This is a genomic window from Microcoleus asticus IPMA8, from assembly GCF_013179805.1.
In the GTDB taxonomy this organism is placed as follows: domain Bacteria; phylum Cyanobacteriota; class Cyanobacteriia; order Cyanobacteriales; family Microcoleaceae; genus Microcoleus; species Microcoleus asticus.
This window is the reverse complement of sequence record NZ_SRRZ01000015.1, coordinates 17,975-38,820: the sequence shown is the minus strand read 5'-3', so window position 1 is coordinate 38,820 and position 20,846 is coordinate 17,975. Positions and strand designations below refer to the sequence as shown.

The window sequence follows — 20,846 nt, the reverse complement described above, 5'->3', positions numbered from 1 at the left end:
ATAAGTGCCTTGCTTTGCCGAACTCTTGCACAAATTAAAATAATATTTGTATCTTGCCGGCTAGCATCAAATCTCTGGCAGTGGTAAGAATTAAACCAAACGAAAGTAATTAAGGATGCCATGTCACTTTCAACTGCACAACCCGCTCTCCTAGTCCTGGCTGACGGTACTGCTTACCGCGGCTGGTCCTTTGGCGCTAACGCTACCGTCGTCGGGGAGGTAGTATTCAATACCGGAATGACGGGCTACCAAGAAGTCTTGACAGATCCCAGCTATTGTGGGCAAATTGTAACTTTTACTTATCCAGAATTGGGCAATACCGGGGTAAATCTCGAAGACGAAGAATCTTCGCGCCCGCAAATTCGGGGTGCGATCGCCCGGAACGTATGCAGCCGCCCCAGCAACTGGCGCTGCTCGCAATCTCTGCAAGACTACCTGAAACAGTACGATATCCCCGGAATTTACGGCATCGACACGCGGGCCCTCACTCGCAAAATTCGCACGGTGGGAGCGATCAACGGCGGCATTTCGACCACGATTCTCGACCAGGCGGAGCTTTTGGAGCAAGTGCAAGATGCCCCCAGCATGGACGGGCTGAATCTGGTTCAGGAAGTCAGTACCCGCAAGGTTTACGAGTGGTCTGAAGCCACGGACTCGGTTTGGGAGTTCAGTCCTACAGTCAAACCTGCTAGCGGCGAAATGTGGACGGTGGTGGCGCTAGACTTTGGGATCAAGCGCAACATCCTGCGGCGTCTGGCGAGTTACGGGTGTCGGGTCATCGTTGTACCGGCTGACACGTCGCCAGAGGAAATCCTCAAATACAACCCCGACGGCATTTTTCTGTCCAATGGCCCCGGAGATCCGGCGGCGGTAACGGAAGGGATCGCGACTGCGAAAGCTTTGTTAAAGTCGGACAAACCGGTATTCGGCATCTGCATGGGACACCAGATTTTGGGACTTTCCTTGGGTGCAGAAACTTTTAAACTTAAGTTCGGCCACCGGGGATTGAATCATCCAGCGGGTTTAACTCAGCAAGTAGAAATTACTAGCCAAAATCATGGTTTTGCGATCGACCCCGATTCCCTAGTCCCCGAAGTAGAAATTACTCATCTCAATTTGAACGATCGCACCGTAGCCGGATTGAAGCACAAAACTCTGCCGCTGTTTTCAGTCCAATACCACCCAGAAGCCAGTCCCGGCCCGCACGATGCTGACTATTTGTTCGATCGATTCGTGCAGTCAATGCGAGACAATCAGAAAGTAGCCAGCAGAAAGTAGTCCTTAGTCAGCAGTCATTAGTCAGTAGTCCGCTAATGACTGCTGCCTCAAAAAAAAACTAAAAACCGCTGACTAAAAAAACTGTAGACAAAAGACCAAAAAACTCCTATAATGAAGCCTCGACTTTAAGCCATATCTAGCTAGGAGGGTGTCATTCCTGAGTCATTGACCCTGACCGTTAGCCTCAGAGGCACTCGCGAAGTCAAGAATAACTATCAGTTATTTCGCTTGACTGGCCTGCTGGACGCTTTTTCTGAGGCAACTTTTCGGAAGGTACTGAGCAAATGTATTGACGAGGGCCCAAAACACGTAATTTTGGACTTGTCTCAGATAGACTTTGTGGATAGTTCAGGCTTGGGTGCACTTGTGCAACTTGTCAAAAAAGCCCAAACCTTGGAAGGGACATTGCAAATTGTCTCAAATCCCCGCGTAACTCAGACTGTTAAACTGGTTCGCTTAGAGAAGTTTTTGTCTTTGCAGCCTTCGGTTGATGAGGCGGTAAAAAACGTCAAGGATGCTTGACGCCAAAGTGGATTAAATTAGCTATCCGGTTCTCAACGCTGGATAGCAAATTTTTATTGTTGTGCTGGTAAAGCAATACCGATTTTCCCAGAAGCTGCGACAAGTCTTGCCGCTATTTCCCCCTATGCTTTGAGCTCCGGTGGCAAGGCAGTAAAATATGTGTTGCAAAAACGCGGAAAAATGGTATAAGAAGTAGAGCATCCCGATGAGTGTAAAAAGCCTTTTTTAGGACTGCGAGCGTCGCGCAAAGCTTTGCCTGTATATCTCGCTTCGTGCTCTGAGAGCGAACACTCCTGTGAAAGCTATAATTGTTGAAGTGACGAAAGACGAAATAAGTCAGTGACTAGAAAAACCAAGCTGTGCGAAAGTTTTATTTAAAAAAGTATGTTGCCGATCGCAGATGACGGGCTCAAACTGAGTCTGACTGATATCAGTTTAAATCGAGTGCATCCTGCGAGGGCTACACCAGCAGAAATAGAAAGAATTTCGCCCGCAGCCTGGGCATATTTGGGGGATGCAGTATACGAACTCTACATTCGGAGTTTGTATTTAATGCCGCCCAGAAGATTGCAAGCTTATCATGAATTGGTGGTGGGGCAAGTACGAGCCGAAACTCAAGCGCGTCACTTGCGATCGATCTCTCCTTACTTGAACAGTATAGAATTAGCAGTTGTCAAGCGCGGCCGCAATGCCGCATCGGGGCGTTCTAAGCGAGCAGATCCAGAGATATACCAACAAGCCAGCAGCTTAGAAACTTTGATCGGATATTTGTACCTCACCGATCCCGAAAGATTGACCGAACTTTTGGCACTTTTAGAACTTGAGAATGAAATGATTTAGCAGTTAAGAGTTGGGAATGAGGAGGGATTAATTAACAACCCTTGCACGGCGACAAACCTAAAACTGCAAAAATCTCGATCGGGCAAACAGGATTTATCAGCCATTAATTAGCAACTTGATCACAGCAAAATCCTTGCTCCCTCCCCACCCAATCTAAAATCTCACAGCCCCAAGATCGATCCGTCAATTCTTCAATTCTTCAATCGATGCTTCCTCCCCAGCCAATCAAAAATCTCACAGCCCCAAGATTGAACCGTCAATTCTTCAATCGAAAATCAAAAATCGAAAATCAAAAATCGCTTTGACTGCCACAAAAAACCCATGAGAAAATTTACCAAACCAAGCTCCTCGCGCTCAAATTCCGATAGCAAGCCATTCAAAAGCGAAGGCCGCCGTCAGGACTCACAACCCTCCTCTCCCCGCTTTGAACGCAAGCCCCGTCCCGACACTCGCGGAGTAGATGCGCCTCAAAAGCGATCGACCTTCTCCCCCCAATCCCGAGAAATGCCCGTGAGAGCAATTTTCAAACGGAGGGCCGATTCCGACAGCCAACCTGAAATTCGCAGAAATAATCATTTCAAAGACAGAGACAGCAGCCCCCAGGAATCCCGGGGCAATTATTACCAAGACAGAGACAGAGACAGCAGCCCGCAGCCAGTTCGCAACAATTTCCGAGACAGAGACAGCAGCCCGCAGCCGGTTCGCAACAATTTCCGAGACAGAGACAGCAGCCCGCAGGAATCCCGGGGCAATTATTACAAAGACAGAGACAGAGACAGCAGCCCGCAGGAATCCCGGGGCAATTATTACAAAGACAAAGACAGAGACAGAGACAGAGACAGCAGCCCGCAGGAATTCCGGGGCAACCATTTCAGAGACAGAGACAAAGACAGAGACACTCGCCCTGTTGACACGGCCTCAAATACAGTCGTGCAACCAGACGCAGACACAGACGACATGATTTACGGCCGCCATGCGGTACAAGCGGCTTTAGAAACAAACCAAGTCCTCAACCGGATCTGGGTTGTCCCGCACCTGCGGTACGATCCCCGCTTTCACAGCTTGCTAACCGAAGCCAAGGCTAACGGCAGCATCATTGATGAAGTTGACGATTTACGCCTCGACTACATCACGCGCAAAGCCAACCACCAAGGCGTAGCCGCTCAAGTATCAGCATACGAATACCTGGATTTGGGCGAACTGATCGCAAACGCTAAGTCTGCTTGCGAAGATCCAGTAATTGTGGTGGCAGAAGGACTCAACGACCCCCACAATCTAGGGGCGATCATTCGCACCGCAGAAGCATTGGGAGCTCAGGGCATGGTGATTCCGCAGCGGCGGGCTGTTGGGATTACCTCGGCAGTGAGAAAAGTGGCCGCAGGGGCCTTGGAAAGCCTGCCAGTGGCGAGGGTTGTCAATCTTAACCGGGCGCTGGAAGAATTGAAAGAGGCCGGATTCTGGATTTATGGCACTGCTGCCGGCGTCGGTCAATCGGTAGAGACAATCAAGTTCTCTGGGCCCACTGTTTTAGTGGTGGGGGGTGAAGCTGACGGTTTGAGCCTTTTGATACAGCGCGGCTGTGACGGATTAGTTTCAATTCCTTTAAGGGGGAAGACTCCTAGCCTCAATGTCTCGGTAGCAACGGGGATGGCTTTATACGAAATTTACCGCCAGCGCGGGCCCAAAAAGTTTCACGTACACTGATCGTAAAGGTGCTTGAAAAAAAGAGCACAACAGAGTAGTTTATTGTGGGTGCCGCCCAGAATTGAGCGGCAGCACACCTTGAACAAGTAAGGAGAGCCGATCGGCTTTCGTTACGGACAGGCGAAAGTACAAGGGGCTTTCCCCCTACGTTCAAACAGGAATTCAATACCAATCTATTTAGATATCAGCTTTAAATAGGTTTGGATAGGTTCTTGGTAGCAGTCAGCCACGTGTAAATAACGAAAGCCTAGGCGTGTTCGCAGCACCCTGAAAACACCGTCAAATACGTTAGAAAAGCACATGAAAGAATTCTTGATTAGCTTGCTCAATTTTTTCGGATTGGCTTGGTGGGTTGAAGTGAAAACTTCAGCGCCGCGGTGCATTTACTATTTTGGGCCGTTTTTGACGGCTCCAGAAGCGGAAGCTGCAAAAGCAGGATATGTAGAAGACATAGAAAATGAAGGGGCAGAAGGTCTTCGTGTTTCAATTCTTCGCTGCAAACCTGTTACTTTGACGGTTGCAGATGATTTGGGAAAGCTGACTGAGGGAGGGCTGTGGCCTGTTTTGAGCGGTCAGTAGAAGCACGGGAAATTTTGAGTTTTGAGTTGTAAATTAAAATCCGGTAACTGCGGAATTATACCTTGCTTGCGAGCGCTGATAGCGAGCGGGAAGCTCGCACTGCACTCGGAAATTTATGATTCGGAGGTAAACGGCAACGATATAAATTCAAAATTCTTGACTGTTGGGTGATTAATTGCTGCTGACAAACTCCAAACTTAAGACTAGCAATTACCAACTGCTTGGGGGAATTTCTCAATCCAACTATCGATGTCTGCGAGTACCCGATCGGGAATTTCCCAAGGGAACAAGTGGGCTGTATTTGGATAGCACTGCCACTGACAATTGTGAAGGTGGCGGGCTGTTTCTAAACTCGATGCCGAGGTGATGTGCCGATCGCCCTCTCCGGCCAACACCAAGCACGGACATTGAATGTCGCCGAGGTGGATCAGTCGATCGTATCCAGCCCTCAGAGCGGTATTTAAAGCCTTGGTGGCCGTGTTGGAAGTTTTGAGGTAGGCGGGGGTACCTGCCTGTGCTAAGTAGCGGTAAGGGGTGGCTTTCTGCTGCTGTATCAAGTAGCGAAAGAGCGATCGCCTACCAAAAGTATCAATATTCCACTGCCAACCGGGTATCGCCCAATTGATAATTCCGGCTAAACCGGTGTAAAGGTTATCTTGCCAAGAGATGGGAGGGTGACTTCCTCGCGGTTTGGCTGCGGATGCAAGTAGAATCAAACCCGTGACTCGCTGGGGATATTTCATGGCTAATTCCAGGGCTAAAATCCCTCCCAAAGACCATCCGATCACCAAACACCGATCGACTCCCAATCGGTCTAAAAGAGCTTCTAAATCGAGGAGATGGTCGGTCATTTCAAAGAAAGTTGAGGTGCGGCTGTTGCCATATCCGCGCAAGTCTGGTGCGATCGTCTGGAACCGCTTTGATAAGTGTTCTGTAAAGACGGACATACAATCGCCGGAACCTGGATGGCCGTGCAAGCAGAGGATGGGAAACCCTTGGCCTTTGACGGAAACACTGAGTTTTTGATGCAGCATTTTTTAACTGTTTGGGCGGTGCGTTTTCCCCAGCTATAAATTTTATATTCCAGCCGTTAAAAGCTGGGGTTTCGGACAATGTAATCGGCAATTTTAGAAATAGACTGGCGCATTTGCAGATCGCTGCTGCGGCTGTCAATCACAGTCATCACATATGCCTCGTCGTCAATGCTCATGGCTAAAGTTGTGCCGAGCACCCAGGAATTTTGGCCTGTTTTTTCCCCCAACCACTGAGCTTTAGTTCCTTGCAAGGCGGCAAATCCCAGAGCGTGATCGTACTGGCGGTTGAGAGTTTCTATTAACAGTTTAGCACCGGGTGTTTCGCCGTTGTAAATTTGCACCATCATTTCGGTGAGTTCGTTAGCAGTCACGCGGTTGCGACCAGAACCGGGGTTGGTGGGCATAGTTTTTTCCCCCATTAATTTGAAGTTGACGCGGGTGACTTCGTAGCCGCGATTATCTAAGAATTGATTGATGTAATCCGATCCCAAATAATCGATCAGTTGATTGGTGGCGATGTTGCTGCTGCGATAGATCATTTCTTCTAACAGTAGCTGTAGCGGGTAATTGCGATTGGACGTAATCTTCGCCGATGAGTCTTCGGTGAAATTACCGCGACTGACGAATACTTCCTGGTTCAGACTAATTTTTTCTTTTTCGACTTTTTGCATCAGGGCGACAGCAATTGGCAATTTAATTAAGCTGGCCGGACTGATAGGAGGTACATCGCCCCGCAGGTGCACGCACTCTCTAGAAAGGTGGCAAATGCCGATCGAAGCTTGCCCAGACAAACCGCTTTCCCGGGCAACCGCAGCCAAAAAATCAGATTTTGCTTGCTGCACTTGAGAGGTTGCTGCTGTTAAATTTTCCCGGTATTCTTGAGTTTTTGAGGCAGTGAGAGAAGCTAAAAATGAATTTTGAGGAACTTCCTGCAAGTTGTTGAGGGCCTGATGCCACAAAAATTGAGTTTGCTGCGAAGATTCGATCGACTGATTTTGCTGCCGTGTAGTTTCTACGGCTCGGTTGGCTAAACGGACTGCTTGCTGTAAGTTGTCGTTAGCCCTCTGTTCTACTAATATTTGAGCTTCCACCGCCTGCAACTGCTGTAGGACTTGTTCTTGAGGATTTGTGGCGACGGGAACTAAGCGGGAGAGCAGGGTTGGTTCTGGGGAGGGAGAGGGGGGCTGTTCTAATTCGCTGACGAGCCGATCGCGAATTTTGTAGAGTTCGTCTAAGGAACGCGGGTTAGATGATTGAGAGAATGAACTTGCGATTGTTAACATCTGAACCAGTCCGATGCCAGCTACTACTGCCAAAGTCTTGTTAGCGATCGACAAAAAAGGCCTGATCCCTCGCATATTTAACATCCTCAACACAACCAAATTCTATATAAGCAGCTATTGTTACATCAGTCAAACGGTTTAAGATTTTAGATAGGAGAACAAATCTAAAATCTAAAATCTAAAATCTAAAATCTAAAATCGTTTGATTGCGCCGCTGCGCTAAGATAACCAAAATAAAGGGAGCGATCGCACGAAGGAAATCAACCCCCTCTAAATATTGCAAACTATCTACTTTCTGCGCCGCCGTCGCCAGTCAGCACCCAACCGCTTGAGGTAATCCCAGCCGCGTTGGGGCCAGACATGATCGCTACCGATTTTTTCGGCAATCCAGCGAGCTACTTTGGGGCCTGTCCAGTCTCCGCCGTCGGGGGCAGATCCTTGCAGCGCTTGTCGCAGTTCTTCTTGCTGTTCAGGATTCAGCAAGGATTTCGCAGGAGGGGGCTGGCGGTCTCCGCTGCGGTTCCTGACAGAGTTAGGGCCTTCTCGGTTATAGCGCTGGACAATTTCTTTGGCGTAGTCGTAGTTGAGACCTACGACTTGGGCTGCTTGTTTGATAGTCCAATTTCGGGAAACTAAGAGCAGCAAGTGCCAGCGGCGCGACTCTGTGGTGTTTTGTGCCTGCCGGTAGCGAAGTTTGAGTTCCTCTGCCGTCAGGTGGGATTCTAAGTGAGCTTTAGGTGGCATTCCTCCAACGGGGCATCGGGAACTTCTTACCATATATCTTTGGTTTTGGGGATAATTCCGGATGAAATTGTTTTCCTGGGGATCGTGGGGGCAAATACCTAGCTTTTTTTGCTGCTGATGCACGCAGATAGATGCAGGTGAGGAAACACTGCTGTTTTTTTGCAGGTGCGCCTAACAAAAGACCTCGGCGTGGCGGTGAGCGTTCCGAGCTTTTTTGTGAACCCCACATTTCCGATCGGCTTTTTGACCCGTGGCACAATGGGCGTGGATGCGAAAAGCTCGATCTTTTTTGTAATTACGCTGCAGCCATTAATTCACTCGGATGACTGATAACTTTTCGTAATTTTTGGCTAGAATAGCGCACTTCATTATCTGGGGATAATTCTTTTTGAAGTTGCAGCTACAAGCTAATACCTTGTTGCTCATAAGTCAATACGGTTCAGTTAAGCCCGATCCTCGCTAGCCCCCCGAACCAAGGAGGCAACAAGAACTCGATCTTGCATCCCCCCAACGATTGGGGGTATACGAGGGGGATCTCCGGGCAATAAACAGTGTTGACTCAAGCGTATTGGTTAATAAGTTTCTATTTCTTCTTCAGTTTTTTCAGGACTATCAGGGGGGTAATCCAAGTTGAAATCCGCTTGATATCTAAATATGCTTTTAAACTATGGATTAATTGTATCTAGCGAAAGGAGTAAGAGCTCAGGAGCAATCTTGCCAAGATTATCTGGTTATATTCCCCATAAAGGGTAGCAGCAACAATCGGGAAGGAATTTATTTTTTTTGATATTTTTATACGCTAAATCATTGGTTGCGTCGAATATAACCTGGGTGAGAAATTTTAAATTTTGGAAAGGGCTAATTTGCTTTTAGATTTTAGATTAAAGAATTCGGGATGGGTAATTTTATAAGGATTTTAATTTTGCATACACAGTTGTGGAAGCAGAACTTAATTATGTAGGCGGCGCATTGCGCGCCTTACCCTTATAATTAACACGTCAAACCACTTTTTGCCTAAGTCCTAATACAGTTGCATTCTTTATTTTTTAAAACATTAGGTAAAAAGCTCTAGCGATATTTTTTGTCTGGTGCGATTTTGAGAATTTAATCTATTGTATGTAAAAGGGTCGATCGCGCGATCGAACAAAGCCACAAAAATAGCGGACTTTGCCGAATAGCTGTAAGTGCGTGCAATTGCCAGTTATATTAACTGTATTGTCTCAAAGTAGAAATGATAAAGGTACGAGCATGGCATCCATCCGCGAGTTGCACCGACAACTGGTCAATAAAGAACGCTCGGCTGTGGAAATTACTCAAGAAGCATTAGACCGAATTACCCAGCTAGAGCCGAAGTTGAAAAGCTTTCTGTGCGTGACAGCAGACAGCGCATTGGCGCAGGCCCACAAAGTGGATGCCCAAATCGCAGCCGGAGAGCAAATTGGCCTGTTGGCCGGCATCCCGATCGCCGTTAAAGACAATATGTGTACCGAGGGCGTTCCCACAACCTGCGCCTCTCGAATTTTGGAGAATTTTGTGCCTCCCTACGATGCAACCGTCGTCTCGAAACTCCAAGCAGCCGGTGCGGTGATTGTGGGTAAGGCGAATATGGACGAGTTTGCAATGGGGAGCTCGACAGAAACTTCTGCCTATCAAGTTACCGCAAATCCTTGGGACTTGGAGCGCGTGCCCGGAGGGTCTTCTGGCGGTTCTGCCGCAGCGGTAGCCGCCGAAGAATGTGTCGTGAGTTTGGGTTCGGATACAGGCGGCTCAATCCGCCAACCTGCTGCTTTTTGCGGTTTGGTGGGGCTGAAACCGACTTATGGATTGGTTTCTCGCTACGGTTTGGTCGCCTATGCTTCTTCTCTCGATCAAATCGGGCCCTTTGGCCGGACTGTTGAGGATGCGGCGATTTTGTTGGGGGCGATCGCGGGTTACGATCCGAGAGATTCCACGAGTCTTAATGTCCCAATTCCTGACTACGCCCAAGCTTTAAGACCCAGTTTGCGACCGAAGGGTCAGATTAGAATTGGTGTAATTAAAGAAACTTTTGGTGTCGGGTTGGACTCGGGGGTTAAAGACGCTGTTACTAAGGCGATCGAGCAATTTCAACAATTGGGCGCAGAAATTCAAGTCATTTCTTGTCCCCGGTTCCGCTACGGTTTGCCCACTTACTACATTATTGCTCCCTCGGAAGCTTCGGCAAATTTGGCGCGATATGATGGAGTCAAATACGGTTTTCGGTCTCCAGACTCCGATAATCTTTTGGATATGTATGCCAAAACTCGCTCTCAAGGGTTCGGTGCGGAAGTTAAACGCCGGATTGCGATCGGTACTTACGTGTTGTCTGCTGGATATTACGACGCCTATTATCTAAAAGCTCAAAAAGTTCGGACTTTGATTAAAGAAGACTTTGAAAAAGCTTTTTCTCAAGTTGATGTTTTAGTCTGTCCCACTGCTCCTACTACCGCATTTAAGGCAGGGGAAAAATTTAATGACCCCCTGAGTATGTATTTGTCAGATTTGATGACTATTCCGGTGAATCTTGCTGGTTTACCAGCTTTGAGTTTGCCCTGCGGATTTGATGATAAAGGACTGCCAGTGGGTATACAACTAATTGGTAATGTTTTGCAAGAATCTCGGCTGTTTCAAGTGGCTCACGCTTACGAACAGTCTACGAATTGGCACTTGCACCACCCTGAATTGCATTAATTTTTGAAATTCGGCGGAATGCGGCAGCGGAAGTTAGTAATCGATCTTGGCTAATTGTCTGAATTAATCATTTGCCATTAGCTTTTGAGCGATCTCTAATTTCCCGCGTGCTCTATCTATGAACAAGTTGCTAGTATTCCTTTTGTCTAAATCGCTAATAGCTTTTGGGATAGTTTTGGCCGTTGCTTATTCTGCTGCTTGTGTATTCCTATTTGTAGCACAAGGTAAGTTTATCTTTTTTCCCGCGCGCGCGATCGAAACTACGCCAGATGATTTTCAGTTGAAATATCAAGATGTCTGGCTGCCAATTTCAACTAAAACAGGCGCGGTGGAAAGCGTGCACGGGTGGTGGATTCCTGCCTCGGAAAATCCCCCCAGCCCCCCCTTAGCAAGGGGTGGAGCCAGAAAGGAGGAGTCGTTTCTGGCTGCGCCCCAAAGTGACAAACGGGTCATCGCTGCGGTTCCCGCCCTTAACAAGGGGGGGTTAGGGGGGGTAGTTTTGTACCTGCACGGCAATGCTTCAAATGTGGGATCAAATGTCGAACACGCTCATCGATTTCATCGATTAGGTTTGTCGGTATTTGTGATGGATTATCGCGGTTATGGAAAAAGCCAGGGCGATTTTCCGAGCGAATCTCAGGTTTATGAGGATGCTCAACTTGCTTGGGATTATTTGGTGAAACAGCGGGGGATTAACCCGAATCAAATTTATATCTACGGTCATTCTTTGGGAGGGGCGATCGCGATCGATCTAGCCGTGCGTCACCCGGAGGCGGCGGGGTTAATCGTAGAAGGCTCTTTTACTTCGACACGGGCGATGGTGAATTTCCAAAAAGGGCTGTTTTGGATGTTTCCGATCGATGTTTTGCTGACACAGCGGTTTGATTCTCTTTCAAAAGTCGATCGGCTGCAAATGCCTGTGCTGTTTATTCACGGGGCTGCTGACAAAGTAGTTCCAGTGGAAATGAGCAAAAAACTGTTTGATGCAGCACCTGAACCCAAACAGCTTTACATAGTTCCTGATGGAGGTCACACTAATGTGGCACATATCGGCGGCGAAGAATATCTGCAAATACTGAGCCAATTTTTAGGTTCTTCAAACTAGATAAAAGCTGTTGGCGGTAACAGGTTCAGTTGAATATCTGTACCGCCTGCTCGCACTTCTTTCTAACAGTACATATCTGAAACAGAGCAGTTATCGCGATGATACTGCTTAGTAAAACCTTAATACATTAAGCCACCAGTCATTCAAGGCATAGCAGTAATTACAGTAATTGTTCGTGCTTATCGCTTGTTCTTTCTTAACTTCGCAGCCTCGCCGAGATATTTTTTGGTTTGGCATCCGGGCACCACAAAGATTGGCATCTGTGAGATTAGCTTTGTTCAATCTCGCATCCCTCAAGTCGGCAGATCTCAGGTCTGCACCGCTGAGATTTGCACCGCTTAAATCGGCTTCTTTGAGGTCTGCACCGGTGAGATTTGCACCGCTTAAATCGGCATTTCTCAGATCGGTTCGACTTAGTTTGGCGGCGCTCAAATTACTGCATTTTAAGTTAGCCAACTGGAGGGATGCGTCTAGAAGAAAACTCTCGCTGAGGTTGGCATTTTCTAAGTTGGCTCCCCTGATGTCTGCCCTGCTCATGTCGGCTTTGCTGAGGTCGGCGTCGGTCAAAAAGGCGTTTCTCATGTTGGCGTTATTTAAATTAGCTTCCATTAAGTCAGCCGCAGTCAAGTCGGCATCAACTAAGTCGGCCCTGCTGAGAGTGGCGCGGCTCAAGGAAGCGCCAAACAAATCTGCACGGCTCAAGGAAGCACCAAATAAGTCGCATCCGGGACATCCTCTTGTTTCTAGCAGCCGCTTAAGTAGAGACAGATTTTGAGCTTGTAAGGGAATTGCTGCGCAAAATGGGAGTAGCAGTATTGCTGCAGCGAGAATTTTTAGGTTGATTTTGGTCATAGTCTGGGTAAGTCCTGTAACTGCCTTTCATCACCGATTTGTCTGCTGGACTTACACGCGGGGCACTAAAAACTCAGTTTCCTCGTTAATTCCTCGCTGTCAAACCCAATATTCTTAGCAGAAACCGGGTTTTTTGCGCAAGTCCTAATTTAGTGGATTGACGCGGCTCGACGGTATAAGGTTCGATCGCGCTCGCGCTTACGGATATTACCTACGCCTTGGGGATGAGATCGCGCACTTCCAGGCTCCCTTGCAGCTTCCCACGGCAGGAAGCCGGCGCTGAATGCCAGGGATTCTGGAGCTTGCGACGGCTGCAGCAAGTGGCTGACTCCGACAGCGGATAAATATTTGTACTCGATGCAGTTGGATTGTGCTGCGTAGGGCGATCGTTCTCCGTACAGGCGATCGGTAAATAAGCCAATTGGCTTAGACTTTTAAGACATATTGCTGATGCGTTGCCTTTTGTAAAAAAGATAGCATTCTGGTGTGACCCCCGAAATAATACCGAGCCAAGAAGTATCAAAAAAATACCGCGTGTCTCGGCGGGTGATAAAATTGGGTACAGCTAACACTTTCAGACGAGGAAAATAGATGTCGAACAGCATAGATCAACTTGCAGAGGGCGGCAGGGGGATCAAACTCATGTGGCAGGTTGCAGACGAGCTAAGTTACACACGGACTCTCGACGGTCGAAATTGTTTGTCCCTGAGCAAAAGTTACGAAGTAGAAGGTCGCAATCGATCGCAAAATATAAAAAATGCTAGCATTTTAGATGAGTTAATGAATTGCTTAAATACCTGGGATTGGCAGAATGAAATACAGCAGGAACAAGAACTGCATGAAAGTTGTGTTCAACACATTAGCCTGCAAGTCAACACAGATGTGAATGCTTTAACTATAGTTTTGGAGTGGTTTGAGCAGTTGAAAGATTTATCGATACCTAATGAGGTTTGGTGGAAGTTTCAGTTAGCTTTGGCTGAAGGTTTCACTAATGCAGTTCGCCACGCTCACAAAAATCTGCCAGTTGAAACTCCTGTTAAACTGGAAATTATGGTGTTTAAGGGACGGTTGGAACTCAAAATTTTAGATTGCGGTCCGTATTTTGATTTTGATGCTAAGCTGAAGGAAACTATCGCAGCAGATAGAAAACGCTGCTTGGATTTAGAGGTTTTGAACCATCCTTGCTTAATGCCTAGCAGACCGAAAACTTGGGAACTGTCTCAGTTTATAATTGCTCGATAGCTTTGGGGTGAGAGACAATTAACAGACTGCCACGGTTGAAAATGTGTTATGCTAAAAACCGTGTTAGGGGACGAGTGCCGGGTTTTGTCTTCATGTGCGTGAGGGGTTTTGAATACTTCCGACCTGCTGCGGCTTTGCTTAAAAGCTATGAGCTTGGGTGATTCTCTAGCGGTTCGAGAGCAACCGGTGCCTCTGTCGAATTAAACATTAAAAACTCAAAATTAAAAGTTCAAAATTATTCACACTAATTTGGGATTTTTTAATTTATCATAGTATCTGGTTGCTCACCAATTACTAATGATTTCCAAAGAAACTTTATTTGTTCTGTCTCTATTTCCCTACTTGGGATTTCTCTGGTTTTTGACTCGCTCGGGAAAAACACCCCGTTTAGCTCTGATGGGATTTTACGGCACTCTCGTTTTTGTGGCTGTGACTATTCCCGCCGCAATTTACGCAAAAGTTGCCTACAACGAGTCGCTAGCAAATGTCGATTGGCTGCACGGTTCTGCGGAATTATTCTTAACAATTGCCAATATTTTAGTAGTTTTAGGCTTTAGGGAAGCGGTGATTAAAGCCAAAGCATCCTCACAGAATGGCGGCGGGGAGCAAGAGTGTCTTCTAGATGGGGGAGAATAGCCGGGATCATCTCAGTTTTGTATTTACTCTCCGCAGAAATGCTCCCGAATAGCCGCAGTTAACAGTTAACTGTTGACATACCAGTTGGTGCTCCGCCAACCTGCAAAATTTTAGGAAAGCATTAGAATATATGGAAACTCACATCAAGCACTTCTAGTGTCATCACCTTGGTTTCTTGCCACAGGCTCAACCTGAGAGCCGAGATTTTGGGTTGAGAAAGCCAGTTTCTCAGTTATTATCGAGAATGGTGCTCTGGGCGTGAGTGGAAACAGACTACCATGTTGCTAAGTTTAGCTGTGGTGGGAATCTCCAGGCCGGAAAAAAGATGAGCTATTGCCTCAATCCCCATTGCCAAAAGCCGCAGAATGCTGACTCAAGCAATTTTTGTCTGGCGTGCGGCTCTAAATTGCTACTGAAAGAGCGTTACCGCGCCATTCAACCTATCGGTGAAGGAACATTTGGCAGAACTTTTTTAGCTGTCGATGAAGATAGGTTGAAAACTCGCTGCGCCATCAAACAATTTTTCCCCCACGTTCAAGAGAAGGAAGAATTAGAAAAGGCAACTGCACTGTTCAAACAAGAAGCTCATCGGCTGCACGAACTCGGAGAACACCCGCAGATTCCAAGTTTGCTGGCTTCTTTTGAACAAGCCAAACGTCTGTATCTTGTGGAAGAGTTAATCGAGGGGAATAATTTGTTTCAGGAGTTGCAGCAGCGGGGTGCTTTTAGCGAGGAACAGATTTGGGAATTGTTGATCAATTTGTTGCCTGTTTTGCAATTTGTTCACGAGCAGCAGGTGATTCATCGCGATATTAAGCCGGAAAATATTGTGCGGAGAACTCCCCAAACCTTGTGGGCGGCGGGATATGGCAGCTCGACTCCTGGTAAAGAAAAAGGAGGGGCAACTTTACCTCAATCTTCTGCTGGTATAGAAGGGATAATTGTTGCTGAATCCCCTGCTGTACAGGGGAAGGCGAGGGGGGGTCAGTTTGTGCTAGTAGATTTTGGAGTTGCTAAGCACATTACCGGCATTTCTGAGGCGAAAACAGGGACGATAACTGGAACTGCTGGCTATGCGCCGATCGAACAAATTCGCAGCGGCAAAGCGTATCCGGCGAGCGACCTTTACAGTTTGGGCGTTACCTGCATTCACCTGCTAACTGGGGCGGTACTGAATGATTTGTTCGATGCTTTGGAATGCAAATGGATTTGGCGATCGCACTTGGCGCAAAAAGGCATAAAAGTCAGCCAAAAATTAGCAACTATTTTGAATAAATTGCTCAAAGATTCGGTAAAAGATCGATATCAGTCCGCTGGTGAAGTGCTGCAAGACTTGGTAAAATTTGGGCAATATCCCCGTTCTCAAATTTCTTATAATTATCGAACCAAAATAGCTATAAATTCGCCATTAACTAACTCGCAGCCAAATACAGCAACCGCCGTATCGGCCGCGCCGGCCCAAAATGTTCATGTTGCGCCATCCGCTAGCAATCCGCAATTATTGTCTAATAACTGGCGGTGCGCGCGCATTCTCCACGGTCATTCAGACTCGGTTAATGCTGTTGTTATTAATCCTCAAGGCAATATTCTCGCGAGCGCCAGCGACGATAAAACAATTAAGCTGTGGAACCTGCCAACAGGTGAATTCATCCATACTTTTTTCGGCCATTCCGCCAGGGTTGATGCTGTGGCAATCAGCCCAGATGGGAGAATGATGGTTAGCGGCAGTTTTGACAGGAAAGTCATTGAGTGGAAGCTGGATAAAAAGGCGATGATTCGCGAATTTTACAGCGATTTTGGTTCGCCGTACAGTCACCGCTACGGCTCCGTGTACTCGGTGGCTTTTAGTTGCGACTCGGGAGCGATTGCGAGTGCTAGCGGCGACCAGAGTATTAAATTGTGGAACCAGCGCAACGGAGCATTGGTTCAAAAACTGTCGGGACATTCTGACAAGGTTTTATCTGTTAGTTTTCGCCCTCAAAGTATGATGCTTGCCAGCGGCAGTGCTGACAAAACTATCAAGATGTGGCTTGTAGGTATTGGGGAGAGTGTACGGACTTTTGTCGGTCATTCAGATTGGGTTTATGCGATCGCATTTAGTCAAGATGGAAAGACGATTGTCAGTGGAAGTGCCGACGCTACTATTAAATTGTGGAATGCCGATACAGGGGAATTGATTAATACTTTGAACGGGCATTCTGATGCGGTGATTTCGGTGGCGATTAGTCCAGATCGCGAAACGATGGCTAGCGGCAGTCGAGACGGTACGGTGAAACTCTGGAACCTGCAAACAGGAGAATGTTTGTGCAGTCTTGCTGGGTGCAATCCGGTGGCTTTTAGTCCTGACGGTCAAACTTTAGTCACCGGTGGCGATGGCGGCGAAGTGTTAGTTTGGCGGGCGTCTGTTTAATTGGGCGAGATAATTGAGATACTTGTGAAGGCGATCGGCGTCAATGTCAAGTAAACGACTGGCCCAAGAGTGTACATTAAGTTGCGATCGCATTTCTCGAAACACCGCAGCATCCCCGCGATTGTCTAGAGGAAAAACCCAAGCATCAAATCCAGCCGACTTAAGACGGCTAACAGTTCCCTCGCCATCTTGCACCCACAATTGAGGGCTAATCCGAAGGGGTTGACAGGAATATTCACCGACAACAATTCCCCCCAAAGAAACGCTAGCACCTTCTCCACGATTGGAAAGTTCTTGCAAAATAGCTTTGAGGGAATTGAGTTTTTTCCCGTCTTGTACTTGCTGCGGTGTCAGCTTGACAATCACCATTTCTAAAACTTCGACAGGTTTTGTCGATCGTACAACGTTGACTGGTTCCGCCGGCCAAGGGTTGTTTATTTCCGGTTCCGCCCTCTCGATTTCCTCTGTAACCTGTACTGTTTCAACCGGCTTTGCAGTGTCTACAATTATCTGAATTTCCTCGCCATCTTTCTCAATTTTTCCACTAATCTGTAAGATCGCATTCTCTACAATGTAAGGTTTCACTTGTTCGTAAGCCTTGGGGAACACAACAGCTTTTATTTGATGTGTCAAATCTTCTAATTGCAAAATAGCCATCGCCTCGCCTTTTTTTGTTACTACAAGTTTAATAGCGCTGAGCATGACAATAACCGCTACTTTCCCCTTTTTATCTGCTAACTGTTCGAGAGTCACAACATCGGGGTCTTGGTTTACTTGAATCAGAAACTTTAGGGGATGTTCTGATACATAAAAACCGAGCAATTCTTTTTCTAAGCGCAATTTCTCCTGTTTGTCAAAATCTTTAACCAATTTAGATTTTGGCGCAGACTCATAGGTATTGACCGACTTGCCAAAGCTATTCGTACCTAACAAGTCAAAGAGATTACCTTGCCCGCTTTCTCGATCTCTTTTGCGGTCCTGCGCCCATTTCATTACCCCTTCGAGGTCGTTTACTAATTGATGACGGTTGTCGTCAATTTTGTCAAAAGCTCCGCATTGAATTAAAGCTTCTAGAGCGCGGCGGTTGACAGAATGGAGATTTACGCGATCGCACAAATCCGGCAGCGATTTAAACTTACCCCCTTCCTGCCGCGCCGCCAAAATATTTTCAATTGCCGCTTCTCCCACATTTTTGACAGCAGAAATTCCAAACAAAATTTTATCTTTTGCAGAGCCAGTCATCTGTTTCGGCATCGGTGTAAAAGTAAGTTCAGAGCTATTAACATCTGGCGGCTCAACCTCAATACCCAGCTTGAGACAATTGGCAATATATTTCTGTACTTTATCCTGATCGCCCCTGTTAGCAGTCAGCAGTGCAGCCATGTATTCTAGAGGATAATTCGCCTTTAAATAGGCAGTTTGATACGTGATGTACGCATAGGCCATTGAATGGGATTTATTAAAACAGTATTCAGCGAATTGCAGCATCTGCGCGAACAGTTTATCAGCAATTCTTTGGCTAACTCCATTCTTAGTTGCCCCATCGATAAACGTTTCTTTTTGCTTCTGCATTTCATCAGCTTTCTTCTTGCCCATTGCGCGCCGCAGCAAGTCAGCTTGTCCCAAAGAATAGCCCGCCAACTCTTGAGCCATCCGCATAATTTGCTCTTGAAAGCAAAGTGTTCCGTAAGTCTCTTTTAAAATAGGCTCTAATAACGGATGATCGTACTCAACTGTTTTACCGTGCTTGCAGTCAATAAACTGAGGAATCAAACCTGCATCCAGCGGGCCGGGTCGGTAAAGTGCCAAAATAGAAGAAATATCATCCAGACAGGAAGGTTTGAGTTTTTTCACTACATCCAGCATTCCCGAGGATTCTAACTGAAAAATACCTTCTAAATCTCCTCTTTCTAAAAGTCTATAGGTTTTATCTACATCATCAGGTAACTTTTTGATTCTGCCAAAAGTCTCTTGAGCTCTGCGCTCAATATCAGAAGGTAGCATTTCTGGATCGACAATTAGATTTTGGGTTTGCTTAATATAATCAACAGTTTTCTGGAGCGTTGTTAAATTTTTCAATCCCAAAAAGTCCATTTTCAGCAGCCCCAAAAATTCCAAATCTTCCATGAAATATTGGGTAATCACAGCCCCCTCATTATTCTTTTGCAGCGGTACAAGTTCATCCAACGGCTCTGAAGAAATTACCACACCTGCCGCGTGAACACCATAGGTTTTGTTAGTTCCTTCAATGCGAATTGCCATGTCAATCCACTGACGAACGGGGACTTCGGTACCAGTTTCTGCATTTATGCAAATTGTATTTTCATAGTTGTCTTTAAATTCCTGTGCAGGTGTTTCATCGGAAATCATCACTTTAAGTTTTTCCGGTTTTCCGCGGGACACGGGGATTAATTTTGCCATTTCGTCGGCTTTTTTGTAGGGAATACCTAACACCCTGGCAACATCTTTCAAGACAGCTTTTGATGTCATTCTGTTGAAAGTAATAATTTGCGCGACGCGCTCGCTACCATATTTTTCCGTAACGTATTTAATCATGTCGTCCCGCCTTTCTATGCAGAAATCGCTATCAATATCTGGCATAGATTTGCGTTCGGGATTGAGAAATCGCTCGAATAGTAATCCGTGGTGTACGGGGTCTATATTGGTGATTTTGAGGACGTAGGCAACTAGAGAACCTGCGGCAGAACCGCGTCCTGGTCCTACTGGAATATCGTTGTCTCTCGCATATTTTATGTAGTCCCAAACTACTAAAAAGTATTCCGAAAATCCCATCTGCTGAAGCATTTTCAGTTCGTATTCTAGCCTTTGTTTGTAGACTGGGGGGATTTCATTTCTGGTGCGGGCTTTGAGGCGTTCTAAGAGTCCCAGCCAGGATATTTCTTCTACATAAGTATCGGCTGTATGTTCTGGGGGAATTGGAATTGTGGGAATCCGAGCTTCTCCTGTGAGCTCGTATCTCGATACTTTATTTGCGACCTCTAAAGTGGTTTCGATCGCCTCTTTGATTGTTTCATCATCCAAATGGTCTCGAAACAGTTGCGCCATCTCCATAGCAGACTTAAGATATTCAGTGCCGCTGTAGCGCATCCGCTTGTCTTCTTCAATCAGTTTGTTGGTGTTAATGCACAGCAAAGCATCGTGTGCTTCTACGTCGTTGCAGGAAATATAGTGAGAATCATTGGTGGCAATTATTTTAATGTTGAGTTCGCGGGCAATTTTGACGATTTCAACATTAACAATCCGGTCTTCCGGGGAACCGTGGTCTTGAATTTCTATATAATAATCTTCCCCAAATACTTCTTTATACCATGTGGCTACTTCACGGGCAGCATCTAGCTTGTTTTGCAGAATCATTTGGGGAACTTCCCCGCCCAAACAAGCACTGGTGACAATTAAACCTTCGGAGTATTGTTTTAGCAGTTCCTTGTTGATGCAAGGTCGAGCAAAAATACCTCTTTCAGGCATTCCCTTTAAATGGGAAATCGTGGTTAGTTTGACGAGGTTTTTATAACCTTGGGTATTTTTAGCTAAAACAACTTGATGGTATTTTCTTCTACCTCTAACTTTGACTTCTATGTCGCCGTTGACGACATACATTTCATTGCCAATAATAGGCTTGATATTTTTATTTCGGCAAACTTTGATTAGCTCGATCGCCCCGTACATCACCCCGTGGTCTGTAAGGGCGATCGCGGGCATCCCCAATTCCACCGCCCGTTCTGCGAGCTGCTGTAGCTGAGACGCCCCGTCCAGCAGGCTATAATCGCTGTGAATGTGCAAACCAACGAAGGACATAGGGATTTTAGATTTTAGATTTTAGATTTTAGATTCTACACTATCCGCGTGTCAAAGGGTAAAATAAAAAAACAAAGTTTTATGTTACTTTT

16 protein-coding genes are annotated in these 20,846 nt (G+C 46.5%); 10 read left to right on the top strand and 6 right to left on the bottom strand.

Features of this window, described 5'->3' with window-relative positions:
• Positions 1 to 120 precede the first annotated feature (120 nt).
• The 5 genes from carA (at position 121) to E5S67_RS05945 (ending at position 4,923) form a co-directional block, all read left to right on the top strand.
• Entirely contained in the window at positions 121 to 1,278 is a 1,158-nt protein-coding gene (gene carA / locus E5S67_RS05965) for a glutamine-hydrolyzing carbamoyl-phosphate synthase small subunit (RefSeq protein ID WP_172186151.1), read from the top strand.
• A gap of 165 nt (positions 1,279 to 1,443) precedes the next feature.
• Positions 1,444 to 1,800, top strand: coding sequence for an STAS domain-containing protein (locus tag E5S67_RS05960; RefSeq protein ID WP_172186150.1), 357 nt, complete (start codon positions 1,444 to 1,446; stop codon positions 1,798 to 1,800).
• Positions 1,801 to 2,184: 384 nt separating this feature from the next.
• Positions 2,185 to 2,640 carry a Mini-ribonuclease 3 gene (locus E5S67_RS05955; protein ID WP_172186149.1) on the top strand — a complete coding sequence of 152 codons (456 nt, stop codon included), beginning with the start codon at positions 2,185 to 2,187 and terminating at the stop codon, positions 2,638 to 2,640.
• 321 nt (positions 2,641 to 2,961) lie between these two features.
• Positions 2,962 to 4,344, top strand: coding sequence for a 23S rRNA (guanosine(2251)-2'-O)-methyltransferase RlmB (rlmB, locus tag E5S67_RS05950; protein ID WP_172186148.1), 1,383 nt, complete (start codon positions 2,962 to 2,964; stop codon positions 4,342 to 4,344).
• Positions 4,345 to 4,644: 300 nt separating this feature from the next.
• The gene (locus E5S67_RS05945; protein WP_172186147.1) at positions 4,645 to 4,923 is read left to right on the top strand and encodes a DUF1816 domain-containing protein; all 279 of its coding nucleotides are present in this window, start codon (positions 4,645 to 4,647) and stop codon (positions 4,921 to 4,923) included.
• 203 nt (positions 4,924 to 5,126) lie between these two features.
• Here the strand turns inward: E5S67_RS05945 and E5S67_RS05940 are convergent, their stop codons facing one another.
• From E5S67_RS05940 to E5S67_RS05930, 3 genes are all read right to left on the bottom strand, one after another.
• Positions 5,127 to 5,957 (bottom strand): alpha/beta fold hydrolase, encoded by an 831-nt coding sequence (locus E5S67_RS05940; RefSeq protein ID WP_172186146.1) that lies wholly within the window; start codon positions 5,955 to 5,957, stop codon positions 5,127 to 5,129.
• Between the two features lie 56 nt (positions 5,958 to 6,013).
• A complete protein-coding gene (locus tag E5S67_RS05935; protein WP_172186145.1) occupies positions 6,014 to 7,315 on the bottom strand; it encodes a serine hydrolase in 1,302 nt (433 codons plus the stop codon).
• A gap of 213 nt (positions 7,316 to 7,528) precedes the next feature.
• Complete coding sequence (locus tag E5S67_RS05930; RefSeq protein WP_172186144.1) at positions 7,529 to 7,984, bottom strand: helix-turn-helix domain-containing protein; 456 nt, start codon at positions 7,982 to 7,984, stop codon at positions 7,529 to 7,531.
• 1,248 nt (positions 7,985 to 9,232) lie between these two features.
• On the opposite strand from E5S67_RS05930, the gene gatA reads away from it, so the two are divergent.
• Together gatA and E5S67_RS05920 are read left to right on the top strand one after the other, a co-directional pair.
• Positions 9,233 to 10,693 (top strand): Asp-tRNA(Asn)/Glu-tRNA(Gln) amidotransferase subunit GatA, encoded by a 1,461-nt coding sequence (gatA, locus tag E5S67_RS05925; RefSeq protein WP_172186143.1) that lies wholly within the window; start codon positions 9,233 to 9,235, stop codon positions 10,691 to 10,693.
• Positions 10,694 to 10,811: 118 nt separating this feature from the next.
• Positions 10,812 to 11,798, top strand: coding sequence for an alpha/beta hydrolase (locus tag E5S67_RS05920; RefSeq protein ID WP_172186142.1), 987 nt, complete (start codon positions 10,812 to 10,814; stop codon positions 11,796 to 11,798).
• Between the two features lie 108 nt (positions 11,799 to 11,906).
• Here the strand turns inward: E5S67_RS05920 and E5S67_RS05915 are convergent, their stop codons facing one another.
• A complete protein-coding gene (locus tag E5S67_RS05915) occupies positions 11,907 to 12,650 on the bottom strand; it encodes a pentapeptide repeat-containing protein (protein WP_172186141.1) in 744 nt (247 codons plus the stop codon).
• Between the two features lie 211 nt (positions 12,651 to 12,861).
• Positions 12,862 to 13,071 carry a hypothetical protein gene (locus E5S67_RS32260; RefSeq protein ID WP_216670219.1) on the bottom strand — a complete coding sequence of 70 codons (210 nt, stop codon included), beginning with the start codon at positions 13,069 to 13,071 and terminating at the stop codon, positions 12,862 to 12,864.
• A 170-nt stretch (positions 13,072 to 13,241) separates the two neighbouring features.
• Between E5S67_RS32260 and E5S67_RS05910 the strand changes: the two genes are divergently transcribed.
• The 3 genes from E5S67_RS05910 to E5S67_RS05900 all read left to right on the top strand — a co-directional run bounded on the left by E5S67_RS05910 (position 13,242) and on the right by E5S67_RS05900 (position 16,938).
• A complete protein-coding gene (locus tag E5S67_RS05910) occupies positions 13,242 to 13,892 on the top strand; it encodes an ATP-binding protein (protein WP_172186140.1) in 651 nt (216 codons plus the stop codon).
• A 297-nt stretch (positions 13,893 to 14,189) separates the two neighbouring features.
• Positions 14,190 to 14,528, top strand: a complete 339-nt coding sequence (locus E5S67_RS05905; RefSeq protein WP_172186139.1) for a DUF3593 domain-containing protein — start codon at positions 14,190 to 14,192, stop codon at positions 14,526 to 14,528.
• Between the two features lie 325 nt (positions 14,529 to 14,853).
• Complete coding sequence (locus E5S67_RS05900; protein WP_172186138.1) at positions 14,854 to 16,938, top strand: serine/threonine-protein kinase; 2,085 nt, start codon at positions 14,854 to 14,856, stop codon at positions 16,936 to 16,938.
• Here the strand turns inward: E5S67_RS05900 and E5S67_RS05895 are convergent.
• Positions 16,915 to 20,754 carry a DNA polymerase III subunit alpha gene (locus tag E5S67_RS05895; RefSeq protein WP_172186137.1) on the bottom strand — a complete coding sequence of 1,280 codons (3,840 nt, stop codon included), beginning with the start codon at positions 20,752 to 20,754 and terminating at the stop codon, positions 16,915 to 16,917. The genes E5S67_RS05900 and E5S67_RS05895 overlap by 24 nt on opposite strands.
• Positions 20,755 to 20,846 lie beyond the last annotated feature (92 nt).

Bases quoted from the DNA above. Each gene is read 5' to 3' on its own strand.
- carA (WP_172186151.1), top strand. From the start codon at position 121: ATGTCACTTTCAACTGCACAACCCGCTCTCCTAGTCCTGGCTGACGGT.
- E5S67_RS05955 (WP_172186149.1), top strand. From the start codon at position 2,185: ATGTTGCCGATCGCAGATGACGGGCTCAAACTGAGTCTGACTGATATC.
- rlmB (WP_172186148.1), top strand. From the start codon at position 2,962: ATGAGAAAATTTACCAAACCAAGCTCCTCGCGCTCAAATTCCGATAGC.
- E5S67_RS05945 (WP_172186147.1), top strand. From the start codon at position 4,645: ATGAAAGAATTCTTGATTAGCTTGCTCAATTTTTTCGGATTGGCTTGG.
- E5S67_RS05940 (WP_172186146.1), bottom strand. From the start codon at position 5,957: ATGCTGCATCAAAAACTCAGTGTTTCCGTCAAAGGCCAAGGGTTTCCC.
- E5S67_RS05935 (WP_172186145.1), bottom strand. From the start codon at position 7,315: ATGCGAGGGATCAGGCCTTTTTTGTCGATCGCTAACAAGACTTTGGCA.
- E5S67_RS05930 (WP_172186144.1), bottom strand. From the start codon at position 7,984: ATGCCACCTAAAGCTCACTTAGAATCCCACCTGACGGCAGAGGAACTC.
- gatA (WP_172186143.1), top strand. From the start codon at position 9,233: ATGGCATCCATCCGCGAGTTGCACCGACAACTGGTCAATAAAGAACGC.
- E5S67_RS05920 (WP_172186142.1), top strand. From the start codon at position 10,812: ATGAACAAGTTGCTAGTATTCCTTTTGTCTAAATCGCTAATAGCTTTT.
- E5S67_RS05915 (WP_172186141.1), bottom strand. From the start codon at position 12,650: ATGACCAAAATCAACCTAAAAATTCTCGCTGCAGCAATACTGCTACTC.
- E5S67_RS05910 (WP_172186140.1), top strand. From the start codon at position 13,242: ATGTCGAACAGCATAGATCAACTTGCAGAGGGCGGCAGGGGGATCAAA.
- E5S67_RS05905 (WP_172186139.1), top strand. From the start codon at position 14,190: ATGATTTCCAAAGAAACTTTATTTGTTCTGTCTCTATTTCCCTACTTG.
- E5S67_RS05900 (WP_172186138.1), top strand. From the start codon at position 14,854: ATGAGCTATTGCCTCAATCCCCATTGCCAAAAGCCGCAGAATGCTGAC.
- E5S67_RS05895 (WP_172186137.1), bottom strand. From the start codon at position 20,754: ATGTCCTTCGTTGGTTTGCACATTCACAGCGATTATAGCCTGCTGGAC.